Source organism: Variovorax sp. 05N34, from assembly GCF_056397405.1.
In genome coordinates this window covers 1-13965 of sequence record NZ_JBFTNI010000019.1, presented here as the reverse complement: position 1 = coordinate 13965, position 13965 = coordinate 1, and the positions used below count along the sequence as shown (strand labels likewise).

The 13965-nt window shown below is 66.5% G+C and carries 13 protein-coding genes; 5 read left to right on the top strand and 8 right to left on the bottom strand.

The window, feature by feature from the left end; genetic code table 11:
- Window positions 1-3 precede the first annotated feature (3 nt).
- Entirely contained in the window at window positions 4-807 is an 804-nt protein-coding gene (locus AC1DMA_RS29495) for a slipin family protein (RefSeq protein WP_478146383.1), read from the top strand.
- On the opposite strand, the gene AC1DMA_RS29490 is transcribed toward AC1DMA_RS29495, so the two are convergent.
- Window positions 734-1750 carry a LysR family transcriptional regulator gene (locus AC1DMA_RS29490; protein ID WP_478146382.1) on the bottom strand — a complete coding sequence of 339 codons (1017 nt, stop codon included), beginning with the start codon at window positions 1748-1750 and terminating at the stop codon, window positions 734-736. The genes AC1DMA_RS29495 and AC1DMA_RS29490 overlap by 74 nt on opposite strands.
- A 160-nt stretch (window positions 1751-1910) precedes the next feature.
- Here AC1DMA_RS29490 and AC1DMA_RS29485 point away from each other — a divergent pair, with 160 nt between their 5' ends.
- Window positions 1911-2660, top strand: coding sequence for an SDR family oxidoreductase (locus AC1DMA_RS29485; RefSeq protein ID WP_478146381.1), 750 nt, complete (start codon window positions 1911-1913; stop codon window positions 2658-2660).
- Window positions 2661-2726: 66 nt separating this feature from the next.
- Complete coding sequence (corA, locus tag AC1DMA_RS29480) at window positions 2727-3701, top strand: magnesium/cobalt transporter CorA (protein ID WP_478146380.1); 975 nt, start codon at window positions 2727-2729, stop codon at window positions 3699-3701.
- A gap of 38 nt (window positions 3702-3739) precedes the next feature.
- On the opposite strand, the gene AC1DMA_RS29475 is transcribed toward corA, so the two are convergent.
- Genes AC1DMA_RS29475 through AC1DMA_RS29465 form a run of 3 tightly spaced genes read right to left on the bottom strand, consistent with a single transcriptional unit; the run spans window position 3740 to window position 8360 of the window.
- Entirely contained in the window at window positions 3740-4672 is a 933-nt protein-coding gene (locus AC1DMA_RS29475; protein WP_478146379.1) for a dimethyl sulfoxide reductase anchor subunit family protein, read from the bottom strand.
- Complete coding sequence (locus tag AC1DMA_RS29470; RefSeq protein WP_478146378.1) at window positions 4669-5439, bottom strand: 4Fe-4S dicluster domain-containing protein; 771 nt, start codon at window positions 5437-5439, stop codon at window positions 4669-4671. Before AC1DMA_RS29470 ends, AC1DMA_RS29475 begins: the two co-directional genes overlap by 4 nt.
- Window positions 5436-8360 (bottom strand): molybdopterin oxidoreductase family protein, encoded by a 2925-nt coding sequence (locus tag AC1DMA_RS29465; RefSeq protein WP_478146377.1) that lies wholly within the window; start codon window positions 8358-8360, stop codon window positions 5436-5438. Before AC1DMA_RS29465 ends, AC1DMA_RS29470 begins: the two co-directional genes overlap by 4 nt.
- A gap of 96 nt (window positions 8361-8456) precedes the next feature.
- On the opposite strand from AC1DMA_RS29465, the gene AC1DMA_RS29460 reads away from it, so the two are divergent.
- Both AC1DMA_RS29460 and AC1DMA_RS29455 read left to right on the top strand, forming a co-directional pair.
- The gene (locus tag AC1DMA_RS29460) at window positions 8457-9467 is read left to right on the top strand and encodes a LysR family transcriptional regulator (RefSeq protein ID WP_478146376.1); all 1011 of its coding nucleotides are present in this window, start codon (window positions 8457-8459) and stop codon (window positions 9465-9467) included.
- Window positions 9464-10321, top strand: coding sequence for an IclR family transcriptional regulator (locus AC1DMA_RS29455; protein ID WP_478146375.1), 858 nt, complete (start codon window positions 9464-9466; stop codon window positions 10319-10321). The genes AC1DMA_RS29460 and AC1DMA_RS29455 overlap by 4 nt, the downstream gene beginning before the upstream one ends.
- On the opposite strand, the gene AC1DMA_RS29450 is transcribed toward AC1DMA_RS29455, so the two are convergent.
- The 4 genes from AC1DMA_RS29450 to AC1DMA_RS29435 all read right to left on the bottom strand — a co-directional run.
- The gene (locus AC1DMA_RS29450; RefSeq protein WP_478146374.1) at window positions 10310-10819 is read right to left on the bottom strand and encodes a flavin reductase family protein; all 510 of its coding nucleotides are present in this window, start codon (window positions 10817-10819) and stop codon (window positions 10310-10312) included. The genes AC1DMA_RS29455 and AC1DMA_RS29450 overlap by 12 nt on opposite strands.
- Before the next feature lie 37 nt (window positions 10820-10856).
- Entirely contained in the window at window positions 10857-12023 is a 1167-nt protein-coding gene (locus AC1DMA_RS29445; protein ID WP_478146373.1) for an acyl-CoA dehydrogenase family protein, read from the bottom strand.
- On the bottom strand, window positions 12020-13633 hold the full coding sequence (locus AC1DMA_RS29440; protein ID WP_478146372.1) for a rhodanese-like domain-containing protein: 1614 nt from the start codon (window positions 13631-13633) through the stop codon (window positions 12020-12022). Before AC1DMA_RS29440 ends, AC1DMA_RS29445 begins: the two co-directional genes overlap by 4 nt.
- A partial coding sequence (locus tag AC1DMA_RS29435; protein WP_478146371.1) for an AMP-binding enzyme occupies window positions 13630-13965 on the bottom strand: 336 nt, incomplete at its 5' end. The genes AC1DMA_RS29435 and AC1DMA_RS29440, both read right to left, overlap by 4 nt.

Sequence of the window (13965 nt, the reverse complement as noted above, 5' to 3'; positions counted from 1 at the left end):
CCCATGTTCATCAATTTCAGCCTCGTTTTCGTCGCTTTCATCGTGCTGCTGGTGGTGGCCTTCGTTGCCGCCTCGCTGCGCATCCTGCGCGAGTACGAACGCGGCGTCGTGTTCCAGCTCGGCAGATTCTGGAAGGTGAAGGGACCGGGGCTGGTGATCCTCATCCCGGGCGTCCAGCAGATGGTGCGCGTGGGGCTGCGGGTGATGGTGCTCGACATCCCGAGCCAGGACCTGATTACGCGCGACAACGTGTCGGTGAAGGTGAATGCGGTGCTTTACTTTCGTGTCATCGACCCCGAGAAGGCGATCATTCAGGTGGAGAGATATTTCGAGGCCACCAGCCAACTGGCGCAGACCACGTTGCGTGCGGTGCTGGGCAAGCATGACCTCGACGACCTGCTGGCCGAGCGCGAGCGGCTCAATCTCGATATCCAGAAGACGCTCGAAGCTCAGACCTTCCAGTGGGGCATCAAGGTGACCAACGTCGAGATCAAGCATGTCGACTTGAACGAGAACATGGTGCGTGCGATTGCCCGGCAGGCGGAGGCCGAACGCGAGCGGCGCGCCAAGGTGATCCATGCCGAAGGTGAGTTGCAGGCGTCCGCAAAGCTGGCGGAAGCCGCCGAGATCCTGGGGCGGCATCCGCAGGCGCTGCAGTTGCGCTATCTCGAAACGCTGACCGTCATCGCTGCCGACAAGAATTCGACGATCGTCTTTCCGCTGCCGCTGGAACTCATCGGACCCTTGGTGCAGTGGCTGGATCGAAAGCCCCGGCCGGTCGGCGAGCCTGGCTCGCAGCCGATGTAGCTGCCCTGGCCGTTCCTCGCGCTCGGGCGTCGAACGTGTCCAGGCCCTGCACCAGCCGCTTCGACAGCCGAGGCTGGCGAAGCTGCTCCAGCCACCAATCCATCGCGCGGCCTTCGTGATCGCCTCGCCAGGCAACATAGAGGATGTTCGGCTCGCGCGGGTCGACGGTCTGCTTTTCGATCAATTCGCCGCGCTCGAGCAGCGAAGCGGCGCGTTGTCGCGGCAGCCATCCGACGCCGAGGCCGTCGCGCTGCGCAAGAATCTTGGCGCGCATGGTCGGCACTGCCAGCACGGCCTGGCCGCCATGAATGCCGTAGGCACTGCCTGCGGTGGTGCGCGAGGTGTCGGCAACGACCACCGCCCGTTGGCCGGTGATGGCGTCCCGCCCGATCGGCTCTTTTGCCGAAGCGAGCGGATGACGCGGCGAGACGGCGAAGACCCAGTCCATGACGCCGAGTTCGAACCAGCGCAGGCCCTCGATCGACGGCGGCTCGTTCGTCGCTCCAATGACCATGTCGGCACGGCCATCGCGCAAGGCTTCCCAGGTGCCCCGCAACACTTCATGCGTCATGCGCAGCGGCACGCCCGATTCCAGCGCATCGAAAGCGCCGATCACCGGCAGCAGCGTCTCGAACTCGATGATCTCGTCGGTCACGATCCACAGGCGGTCTTCCCAGCCGCTGGCGACCTGCCGGACGCGTTGCGACAGCCGCGAAACGTCCGCGGCGAGCCGCGACGCTTCGTGCGCAAGTAGCTGGCCCGCCGGGGTGAGCTGCAGCCGATACCGGCGCCGGTCGAACAGCAGCGCATCGAACTTCTCTTCGAGCTGACGCGCGGCGTGCGAGATGGTGGACGGCGCCTTTCCCAGCCGTGCCGCGGCACGGGAGAGGCTTCCGCTCTCGCGAATCGCCTCGAGCAGCGCGAGTTCATCTTCTGACAGCATCGTCGGCTCTTTCGAACAAGTTGAGCGAAATCATGGCACGCCGAGCAAAGAACGTTCGAAGTTTTCGCACATCTGCCCACCGAAAACCGGCACGTCAAAAGCGTCCTTGAAGCCGACCATTCAGTCACGGTCATCTGACCGGCACTCAATGGAAACCATCATGGAACGCTTTCAAGACAAGACAGTACTGATCACCGGCGGCACGAGCGGCATCGGCCTCGCCGCCGCCAAGGCTTTCGTGGCGGAGGGCGCACGCGTCGTCGTGACAGGCCGTGACGCCGCCGCGCTCGAAAGGGCGCAGAGCGAGCTCGGCCCGAAGGCCGTCGCCATCCGCAATGACGCCGGCGCACCGGCGGCCGCGAAGGAACTGGCAGCCGATATCGCCGGCCGTGGGCTGAAGCTCGATGCCGTCTTCCTCAACGCCGGGGTCGCAAGATTCGCAGGGCTGTCGGATGTGACCGAAGCCTTCTGGGACGACATCTTCAACACCAACGTCAAGGGCTTGTTCTTCCAGATCCAGGCCGTGACGCCATTGCTTGCGCAGGGCGCGTCGATCGTGATCAACGGCTCGATCAATGCGCACATCGGCATGCCCAGCACTGCCGTCTATGCCGCGAGCAAGGCTGCGGTCATCTCGCTTGCCAAGACCTTGTCAGCCGAACTGCTGCCACGCGGCGCGCGCGTCAACGTGCTGAGCCCCGGCCCTGTGCGGACGCCGATCTACGGAAAGCTCGGCCTGGATGCCGCCACACTCGAAGCCACCGCGGCGCAGATCCAGGCGCAGATTCCGCTCGGCCGGTTCGGCACGCCGGAAGAAATCGCCAGCACCGTGCTTCACCTCGCGTCACCGGAGTCGGCTTTCATCGTGGGCACCGAAATCGTGGTGGATGGCGGCATGAGCCAGCTTTGATCGGTACGACGCCGGCGCCGGGCCGTGGCAAGATGACCCGTCTTTGTCTCGTCCCGGTGCCATCGCATGCTGGTCAATTGCGTCGTCTATGAAAACGGCAACAAGCTTGCCGACATTCCTGTCTCCAGCATCAGCGACTACGTGTCGCTGCCGGGCTGCTTCGTGTGGGTCGCGCTGCACGACGCCACGCCCGAGGAACTTGCCGAGGTGCAGGCCGAATTCGGCTTGCATCCATTGGCGGTCGAAGATGCGCAGCACGGCCACCAGCGGCCGAAAGTCGAGGAATACGACGGTTCGCTTTTCGTCGTCATGCACCTGCTGGAGCCCGACGATCAGGACAAGCGTGCGCTGAACGTCGGCGAGATCGATGTCTTCGTCGGCACCAACTACCTGGTGTCGGTGCGAAACCGCAGCGATCACGGATTCGTCGAAGTGCGTGAACGCTGCGAGCGCGAGCCCGAGCTATTGAAGAATGGCCCGGGGTTCGTGCTGTATGCGCTCATGGATGCGGTGGTCGACCGCTACTTTCCGGTCATCGATGCGTTCGAGGTCGAACTGGAGACGATCGAGCAGCGCATTTTCACGAAAGGCGAAGCGCGCGAGAACGTGCGGCGCCTGTACGAGCTCAAGCAGCGGCTCACGGTGCTCAAGCACGCGGTGGCGCCGCTGCTCGAAGGCGTGGGCAAACTGCACGGGGGGCGCGTGCCGCAGATCTGCATCGGGTCGCAAGAGTACTTTCGCGACGTGGTCGATCATCTGGGCCGCATCAACGCGTCCATCGACGCGATCCGGGACACCATCGGCACGGCGATCAGCGTGAATCTCTCGATGGTGACGATCGAAGACAACGAAGTCACCAAGCGCCTGGCGGCGTGGGCGGCCATCTTCGCGGTCTGCACGTCGTTCGCGGGCATCTGGGGCATGAACTTCAAGAACATGCCCGAACTGGACTGGCACTACGGCTATCCGGCCGCGCTACTGGTCATCGTGCTGCTGTGCGGCTACCTGTATTACCGCTTCCGGCGCGCCGGGTGGGTGTGAAACAGCCCGCCAGAGGCCGATAGCCTTCGCGTTCGCTCTCAGGACACCACCTGGTAGTAGAGGTTCTGCGGGTGCCGCGCCTGCGCGAAGAAGAACCATCGCTCGGCGACCAGGCCCGGCGCCTGGACCACCAGCGCCAGGACGAAGCCCGCCGTGGAGGATGTGGCGATTGCCCACAGGAGCATCAGCGAAGGCAGCGCGAAGGCCAGCACGATGAAGGCCAGCTTCACGCGCTTCAGGGCAGCGAGGCCCATGCCATGAAAGAACTCGCGCGTGTTGAAAGATCCCGCCGACATGCCCATCGACTTCTGCGTCAGCTTCGCCGCCCGAATGCCGGTGGCCGACTGCAGTGTGGAGCGCGGCTTCAGCGCGGCGTTGCGGCGAAGCGCCAGCATGCGCGTGGCCCAGGCGACGAGCGTGACGGCCAGCGCGGCCGCACCCGTGGCGTTCAAGAGCGCCTGCTCGCCCATCGACGCGGCCAGTGCGCTTGCCAGCACGAGGCCTGACGACAAGCCGATCAGCGTGAAGTTCACGAGCGTCAGCGGCTGCGCCCACTCCTGGATGAAGCGCAGGCAGGCATAGATCATCGCGGTGCAGTACCAGAGCAGGAATGCGAAGAGCGCCGCGGCCAGTGCCAGCAACGGCAATAGCGGGGAGTTGATGCCGTTGTGCAAGGCGAGCCACCACAACGCCACCACCGCCATGAAGGTCGGCAGCACGATCACTTCCCGAGACAGCCACGAGGTGCGCCACATCAGCACGGCGCGCCATGCACGTTCGGGCCTTCCCAGATGGCCGAACGAGGCGCCAAGGGCGACCAGCAGCATCGCTTCGGCAACGGCCAAGGCCGCGCTCGCGAAGCCAGGCGAGATCGACAGGCCGCCCAGCATCGCCAGTGCCAGCGTGACCACCAGGCCTTGTGCCGCGCCGGCGACGGTGGTGAAGATGACGACCGAGAACGCGGGGTTCATTGCGCTTCGCCCTGCGCGGACGGCACCACGGTCGCGCCGCCGGCCTCGGCGGTCACGCGCCGGGGAAGGTATTGATTCGCGGGGCGGGTTTCCCACTCCGGCATCAGCGCGTAGCCGCCACGCTCGCTAATCGCCTTCGAGACGTCGGAGTCCGGGTCCTTCACATCGCCGAAGAGCCGCGCGCCGGTGGGGCAGGCCTTCACACAGGCGGGCTTGCGGTCTTCCTTGGGCAGCTTCTCGTCGTAGATGCGATCGACGCACAGGGTGCACTTGGTCATCACCTGGCGCTCTTCATCGAGTTCGCGCGCGCCATAGGGGCAAGCCCACGCGCAGTACTTGCAGCCGATGCACTTGTCATAGTCGACCAGCACGATGCCGTCTTCCTTGCGCTTGTAGCTCGCGCCCGTGGGGCACACCGGCACGCAGGGCGGGTCTTCGCAGTGCAGGCAGCTCTTGGGGAAATGGATGGTGTCCGTGAACGGGAAGCTCCCGGCCTCGTAGGTCTGCACGCGGTTGAAGAAGGTACCCGTCGGGTCGGCGCCGTAGGCATTGGCATCGGCGAGCGGGCCGGCGCTGCCGGAGGTGTTCCACTGCTTGCAGGAGGTCACGCAGGCGTGGCAGCCGACGCAGACGTTCAGGTCGATGACCAGCGCGAGCTGCTTCGCGAGCGTCTCGGCCGGGTCCGCTCGCACGGTGGCCGCGCCTTCGTCGATGAGCGGCAGCGGCGATGCGGCGCGCGATGTCAGGTCCTTGAGCCATTGAATCATCGCCTGCGCCCCGCAAAGTAGGTCAAGACATTCGCCGCCTTGCCCAGCACACCGGGCAAGACCGGCATGCTGGCGACCTGCGGAAAACTTTCCTTCGCCTCTTCGGGCGCAGCGGGCCGGATGCGCACGCGCACGTCGTACCAGCCGGCCTGTCCGGTGATCGGGTCCGAGTTGCTGATGGTCCCGGCGCGCGTGCCTTCGAAGGGAAGCTCCTCGGAAATCAGGTGATTGAGCAGGAAGCCCTTGCGCGCTTCGTCCGCGCCGGGCGCCAGGTGCCATGCGCCGTCGGCCTTGCCGATGGCGTTCCAGGTCCACACGGTGCCCGGCTCCACGGCCTCGCTGTAGCGCAGCATGCAACGCACTTTGCCCCACTGGCTTTCGACCCAGCACCAGCCGCCATCGGCAACGCCAGCCGCTTCGGCGGTGACGGGGTTCACGTGCAGGTAGTTGTGGCTGTGGATCTGCCGCAGCCATGCATTCTGCGAATCCCACGAGTGGTACATCGCCATCGGCCGCTGCGTGATCGCGTTCAGCGGATAGGCCGCGAGGTCGGTCGCGGCCTCTTCGAGCGGCGCATACCAGAAGGGCAGCGGATCGAAGTAGGTTTCGATGCGCTCTCGCAAGGCATCGGGCGGCTGGCGGCCACCGGTCTTGCCCTGCGCGGCGAGGCGGAAGCTCTGCAGCGCATCGGAGTAGAGCGCAAGCTGCACGGGGTCGTTGCGCTGCCGCCAGCCCTTGTCCTTCGCGAAGTCGAGGTATTCGCGGTTCCAGTTGCGCATGTAGTGCATGGTCTCGGGCATGTGGTACTGGAAGACGCAGTTGTTCTGCGCGTAGGCCTCCCACTGCTTCGGATTGGGCTCGCCCTTCAAATGCTCGGTGCCGTCCTTGCCGCGCCAGCCCATCAGGAAGCCGATGCCCGGCTGCGGCTGGAAGTTGACGACGAAGTCCGGATAGTCCGTGTATTTGCGCCCGCCCTCGGGCGTGGTGAACGCCGGAAACTTCATGCGCGAGGCCAGTTCGATCAGCACCTCCTGGAAGGGCTTGCACTGACCCATGGGCGGCACGACCGGAACGCGCACCGAATCCACGGGGCCGTCGAACTCCGAGATCGGCCGGTCCAGCATGCTCATCACGTCGTGCCGCTCGAGATAGGTGGTGTCGGGCAGCACGAGGTCGGCGAAGGCCACGGTCTCGCTCTGGAACGCGTCGCAAACCACAAGAAACGGGATCATGTAGTCGCCCTTCTCGTCCTTGCGGTTGAGCATCTCGCGCGCCACCATCGTGTTCATGCTGGAATTCCAGGCCATGTTGGCCATGAAGATCAGCAGCGTGTCGATGCGGTAGGGATCGCCTTTGACGGCGTTGCCGATCACGTTGTGCATCAGCCCGTGCGCCGACAGCGGATGCTCCCACGAGAACGCGTGGTCGATGCGGATCGGCGAACCATCGGGGTTGATCGCAAGCTCTTCCGGACTGGCCGGGAAGCCCAGCGGCGCCGCGTTGAGCGGCGTGTTGGGCTGGATCATCTCGGGCGCATTGAACGCCCGGTAGTTGGGCACGATGTGCCGCGGATACGGTGCCTTGTGCCGAAAGCCGCCCGGCGCGTCGATGGTGCCCAGGACACTCATCAATACCGCCAGCGCACGCACGGTCTGGAAGCCGTTGGAATGGGCCGCCAGGCCGCGCATCGCATGAAAGGCGACCGGGCGCGCCTGCGTGGTCGGATGCTTCTTTCCCCAGGCGTCGGTCCAAGGGATGGGCAGCTCGAAGGCCTGCTTCAACGCCGTCTCGCCCATCTCGCGCGCAAGCTTGCGGATGCGCGCCGCATCGATGCCGGTGATGGCCTCGGCCCACTCCGGCGTGCAGCTCGCGACGCGCTCGCGCAGCAGCTGGAACGACGGCGCGACGCGCGTGCCGTCGGCCAGCGTGTAGCGGCCTTCAAGCGCGGGATCGCAGCCATCGGCAATGCCTTCGGGGTACGCGGGCTTCACGCTGGCGCTTTGCGTATCCCACACGAGCTTGTTGTGGGGATGGCGGCCGTCGCCCGGCGGGCCGCGCGCAGGGTCGAACGCGAAGAGCCCCTCGCGTTCGCCCTCGTCCAGCACCACCAGTTGCGGCGCGTTGGTAAAGCGCTTGAGAAAGGCATGGTCGATCTGGTCGGTGCCGATCAGCTCATGCAGCAGCGCCATGAAGAGCGCGCCGTCCGTGCCCGGCTTGATCGGGATCCATTCGTCGGCGATGGCCGAATAGCCGGTGCGCACCGGGTTGATCGAGATGAAGCGGCCGCCCGCGCGCTTGAATTTCGACAGCGCGATCTTCATCGGGTTGCTGTGATGGTCTTCGGCGGTGCCGATCATCACGAACAGCTTGGCCCGGTCGAGGTCCGGGCCGCCGAACTCCCAGAAGCTGCCGCCCACGGTGTAGATCATTCCGGCGGCCATGTTGACCGAGCAGAAGCCGCCGTGGGCCGCGTAATTGGGCGTGCCGAACTGGCGCGCGAACAGGCCGGTCAAGGCCTGCATCTGATCGCGGCCGGTAAAGAGCGCGAACTTCTTCGGATCGGTCGCGCGGATCTTGGAGAGCCGCTCGGTCAGCAGATCGAAAGCGCGCTCCCAGCTGATGGGCTCGAATTCGCCAGCGCCGCGCTCGCTGCCGGGCTTGCGCAGCAAAGGCTGCGTCAGCCGTGCCGGCGAGACCTGCTTCATGATTCCCGAGGAGCCCTTGGCGCAGATCACGCCCTGGTTCAGCGGGTGGTCGGGGTTGCCGTCGATGTAGCGCACCTCGCCGTCCCTGAGGTGCACACGGATGCCGCATCGGCAGGCGCACATGTAGCAGGTGGTGGTCTTGACCTCGGTGTCCGCGGTCGGAACGGGTGCGGCGAGGGGATCGTGAAGGGGCTCTGGCGACAGGAACTTGAACACAGTGTGGTCTCGCTTTCCCTGCGATGGTAGGCACTGGCGCTAAAAAGAAATAGCGCACAATATCGATCGAATTGACCTGAAAAATCGATCAGCGACATGCGCCGGCCCACGAGCCCGTCCCCATCCCCCTCGCCATTGCCGTCGCGGCTGCGCCTGCATCTGCGCCATCTCGAAGTCTTTGTTGCCATCGCGCGGGACGGCTCGACGCGCGCTGCGGCGGAGCGCATCGCGCGCTCGCAGTCCGCGGCCAGCACGGCGCTGGCCGACCTTGAAGCCGCACTCGGCGTCGCGCTGTTCGACCGGGCCGGCCGGCGCTTGCTGCTCAACGAGAACGGGCGCGCGCTTCTGCCGCGTGCGGCTTCGCTGCTCGACCAGGCAGGCGAACTGCAGCACCTGTTCTCCGGCGACCACGCCACACCGCTGCGCGTCGCGGCGAGCCTCACCATCGGCGAGTACATCCTGCCGGCGCTGGTCGGTCAGTGGAAGGCGCGGCATCCGACAAGCCGCGTGCAATTGGTCATCGCCAACACCTCCGAAGTCATCGCATCGGTTGCGGCCTTCGATGTCGACGTGGGCTTCATCGAAGGCCCGCAAACGCATCCGGACCTCATCGTGCGGCCCTGGTTCAACGACGAGATGGTGGTCGTGGCGTCGCCGACGCATCCGTTGGCGGGGCGGCTGGTGGGCGTCCGTATGTTGCGCGAAGCATCGTGGGCGTTGCGCGAGACCGGGTCCGGAACACGGGAGGCTGCCGATCGCTGGCTGATCGAGCATCTGGGCGCGATCGACGTCGCCTTCGAGCTCGGCAGTCCGGAGGCCATCAAGCACCTGGTCGCTGCGGGGACGACGCTGGGTTTCCTCTCGCGCCAGGCGGTTGCGCAATCGCTCGCCGACGGAACGCTGGTCGAGCTTCGGACCCGCCTGCCGCCCGCGGTGAGGCGGCTGGCAATGGTCCTGCACCGCGACAAGCAGCTGGGACGAGGCGCCGAGGATTTCGTTCGGCACTGCGCCGCGTCGCGGCCCTCGCGCACGGCGCAAGGCGCAAGGCGGACGTGCGCTCCTATAATTCCAATATGTGACTACGCCGGGAGGACTCCGCGAGCATGACAACAAAAGCACCCGTGCGATCGAAAGTCGCACGCAAGAAGACATCCAATACGGCCGCCGCCAAAAAGAATCCAGCTTCGCATCCCCGCGGAACCCAGACCATCCATCGCGCCGTCGCCATGTTGCGAGAGATCGCAGCCTTCCAGAAGGGCATGCGGCTGGTGGACATCGCGAGCGCGATGGGGCTCGAACGGCCCACCGCGCATCGCATCGTGAAGGGGCTGGTGTCGCAAGGCATGGTGATGCAGGATCCGGCGACCAAGTGCTATCGGCTGGGCCACGTCGTCTATGAACTCGGGCTGGCCGCATCGCCCTACTTCAACCTGAAGGAGGTGTGCCAGCCGACCCTCGACCGTATCGGGCAGGCCACGCAGGACACGGTGTACCTGGTCGTGCGCAGCGGCTTCGACACAGTCTGCCTGGCGCTTGTCGAAGGCAGCTACCCGATCCGCACCCGCACGATGGAAGTCGGCACCCGCCGGCCGCTTGGCGTCGGCGCTGCCAGCGTCGCGCTGATGCTCAGCCTCAGCGACGATGAGGTCGATCGCATCATCGCGGTCAACGGCCCGCGCATGCAGGCCTTTGGACGCATCACCGGCGAACGCCTGCGCGAGGTCATCGCCGAATCGCGCGCCGCCGGCTTCTCCATCAACGAGGAGAACGTGCTTCCGGGCGTAGGCGCGCTCGGCGCGGCGATCCACACCCGCGGCGGACCGCCCTATGCGGCGATCAGCATCGCCGGCATCCGGGAGCGTTTCGAAGGGCCGCGGCGCGAGGAACTCTCGCGCCTGCTGCTCAAGGAGACACGCGCCCTCGCTCGCAAGCTCGACGACCTCAGCGTCTCATGGGCTTGAGGGCGGCATCGCCGGATGCACCGCGGGCACGCCGTAGGTGCCGCCGGCATACAGCAGCGGCACCTTGTCGCTGTGGCCGAAGTTGAGCACCTCGCCGACAAAGATGACGTGATCGCCGCCTTCGTAGCGGTGCACGCTAACGCATTCGAACCACGCCACGCACCCGTCGAAGAGCGGAACGCCGGTCGGGCCGCGATGCCAATCGACGCCCGCGAAGCGATCATCGATCGGTGAGGCGAAGCGGGCGGCCAGAGGCATCTGGTCCGCGCACAGGACGCTCACCGCGTAATGTTCGGCCTCCATGAAGATCGGCAGGCTTCGGGCGTGCTTGTTCAGGCTCCAGAGCACGAGCGGCGGCGTGAGCGAGACAGAGTTGAAAGAGTTGGCCGTGAGCCCCACCGGCGTGTGCTCGGCATCGCGCGTGGTGATGATGGTCACGCCCGTGGCGAAGCGCCGCATCGCGTCGCGAAAGCGGCGGGTGTCGAGTTCGGCGGTCATTCGGCAGTCCTCCAGGCGGCGTCGTGGATGCGGCGCCTCACAGGCGATCTCCCGTGTCGAAGCTCTGACCGAGGTGGTACTTGCCGATGGTGGCCGCCGACTTGTCGACGTTGGAGTGCAGCGTGTGGATGCGCAGGTCGCGCATCATTCGCTGGAAGAGGCCCTGTCCGGTCAGCGCATGCGAGCCGGCGATCTGCGCGGCCTTGTCCATCACCAGGGTCGCGCAAGCGGTGGCCTGGTGACGTGCGACAAGCGAAAACAGTTCGGCCTGCTGCAAATCCCCCTGCGTCCAGAGCCAGGCCGCACGGTAGACAAGCCAGCGCACGGAATCGATCGCCACGCGGATTTCTCCCAGCCGCAGTTGCGTGAACCCGTCGCCGGCCGTGCCGCGACGCGGCAGGTACTCGCTCAGGCTGTCGAAGAGGCCCTCGCAGGCACCGAGGTACTGGGCCGAGAGCGACAGATAGTGCCGCGCCTGCCAGCGCTCGCGCGGATAGACGCCGGGTGTCCCGATCAGCCGATCGCCCGCCACGAAGCATTGCTCGAGCAGCACGTCCGGACTGATGGCGGCGCGCATGCCGACCGGGTCCCAGGTGTCTTCCGCAATGCGCAGCCCTTCGGCCCCGCTCGGCACCGCGATAGCCACATTGCCTTCGGCGGGCTCCGAGCCGCGCAGCGTCGCAAAGACGATCAGGTTGGCCGCCACAGTCGCCAGGGTCGCGTAGTTCTTGTGTCCGTTCAGCACGTAGCCATCGCGCAGCGGCTGCGCGATGGTGTTGAACATGTTCATGCCGCGCGCCGTGCGGCCGGGCTCGCTGCCGACGGCACCGATGAGTTCGCCATCCTGCAGCACCGGCCCCAGCAACCTTCGGCGCTGCTCGGGCGTCCCGACCTGGTCGATGAAATGACAGGCATGCAGGTGGATGTGCAGGCAATGCGCGGTCGACAGGTCGACGCGCGCGGTCTGTTCGATGGCCAGCAGATAGAGCACCGGGTCTTCGCCCATGACGCCGCTGCCCTTGCCGCCGCGCTCGCGCGCGATGGTCAGGCCCAGCAGGCCATGCGACTGGAGATCCTTCAGGTTCTGGAGCGGCAAGATCTGCGCCGCGTCGGCTTGCGCGGCACGCGCCGCGAAATGCTCGCGCGCGAGATAGCCGACGAGCTCGTAGAGATCCTGCTGCGATTGACTGAAGTTGAAGTTCATCTTTGCCTCTTTGTGGAATCGACAGAAGGTGGGGCGGCGAGGTCCTGCGCCGCCAGTGGCACAAGCAGCTTTTCCCAGTCGATGTAGTCGCGCATCGCCTGTTCGCCTCGCTCATAAGGCGCCAGCAGCTCGTCGTCCTGTGGTGCCAGATCGGCGCGGTGCAGCGCCTGCCCGGCAGCGGCCCAGGCGCGCGTACCGCCGTCCAGGCAGGCGACTTGCGCATGACCCATTCGCCTCAGCGCGGCAGCGGCCCATGGCGCGTGCTGGCCGGAGCCGCACGTCACCAGCACCGGCACATCGGTCGATGGCGCCAGCGCGCCAATGCGCAATTCGAGCCATCCGCGTGGAATCCAGCGCGCATCGGGCAGATGGCCGCGGCGAAAGTGCCCGCTCGTATCGACGTCGATCACGAGCAGTTCCGGATGTGCGCGGCGCCACGCGAGGCAAGCCTCGACCGTCAATCGAATGGCGGCGGGTTCGCGGATGGCTGCGGAGACGGGACGGCGACCGCGCGCCACCGGAAGGCCGGCATCCCGCCATCCGCGCAGCCCGTGGGTCAGAACCGCGACGTCCGCGAAGCCCATGCGGCGCAGCCACGCGCCGGTGAGATTGGCGCGGGCTTCTTCCTCGTCGATGAGCACGATCGGCGCGGCGCGTACCGGCATGAAGTCGTCCGCGCGTTGCACCGCCTGGCCGCCGGGCAGTGCGATCGAACCCGCGATGTGTCCGGCCTCGAACTCGGCCACACCGCGAACATCGAAGACATAGCGGTTGCGCGTTGTGTCGGCAAGCAGTCCTACCAGCACATTGGCGTCGATGCGCCGGACACCGGCGTCGCGGGCAAGCACGGCGGACGTGCGTTCCGCAAGAGCGCGGCTTTCCGGGGAGGGCGGCGCCTGCATCCCATGCGATCCCTGGGCCAGCGCATGGCCCGCCAGGCGCCAGCTCATGGTGCCGTTCTCGAGCGCGACCACGTTGTCGATGCCCAGTTCGCGCAGCGTCCGCGTGGCGATGATGCTGCGGGTGCGGCCCGCGCAATGCAGCACGACCGTGTCGGCCGACCGGGCGAGATCGGCGGCATGCAGGGCGATGTCGAAACTCGGAAGCGACCGCGCCTGCGGAATGCAGCCCTGCGCATGCTCCTCGGGCGTGCGCACGTCGCACACGGCGATGCGGCGTCCCTCGGCCTGCCACCGCAGCAGTGTGGCGGCATCGATGGCGGGCACCGCGCACGCGTGCTGCACCTGCTCGCCGAAACGCTTGCTCGGCACGTTGGTTCCGTTGGCAAGTGCGCGGCCCGCGGCGCGCCATGCCGCAAGGCCGTCCTGCAGCCAGCGGACGCGCGTATAGCCGAGCGAGGCGAGCGTGTCGGCGGCCAGGGCGGCACGCGCATCGGCCTCGCCGTAGACCAGGATCGGCGTGTCGCGGTCCGGCACGAGTTCGGCGATGCGGAATTCGATGCGCCGGCGCGGCAATGTGCTGGCGCCAGGGATGTGTCCGCGTTCGTACTCGACCGGGTCGCGGATGTCGAAGAGGGCGAAGTGGCCGAAGTGCCCCGCCTCCGGCGAGCTCGCCTCCCACTGCGCGATGGAGACGCACTGCGCGGTCATGCGGCCTTCTCCAGCGTGGCCTGCGCCCTGGCCTTGAGTTCGAGCTTGCGAATCTTCTGGCTGCCCGTGAGCGGCCAACTGGTCACGAACTCCACGTGCCTGGGCACCTTGTAGCTGGCGATCGATGCCTTGCAGTACGCCTGCAGCTGCGCTGCCTCCAGCGTCACGCCAGGACGCGCCTCAATGTAGGCATAGCCCACCTCGCCCAGGCGCCGGTCCGGCACGCCCACCACCACGGCCTCGCGCACGCCCGGGTAGGTCTTGAGGAACACCTCGATCTCCTGCGTGGCCACGTTGAAGCCCCCGGGCTTGATCATTTCCTTGACCCGCCC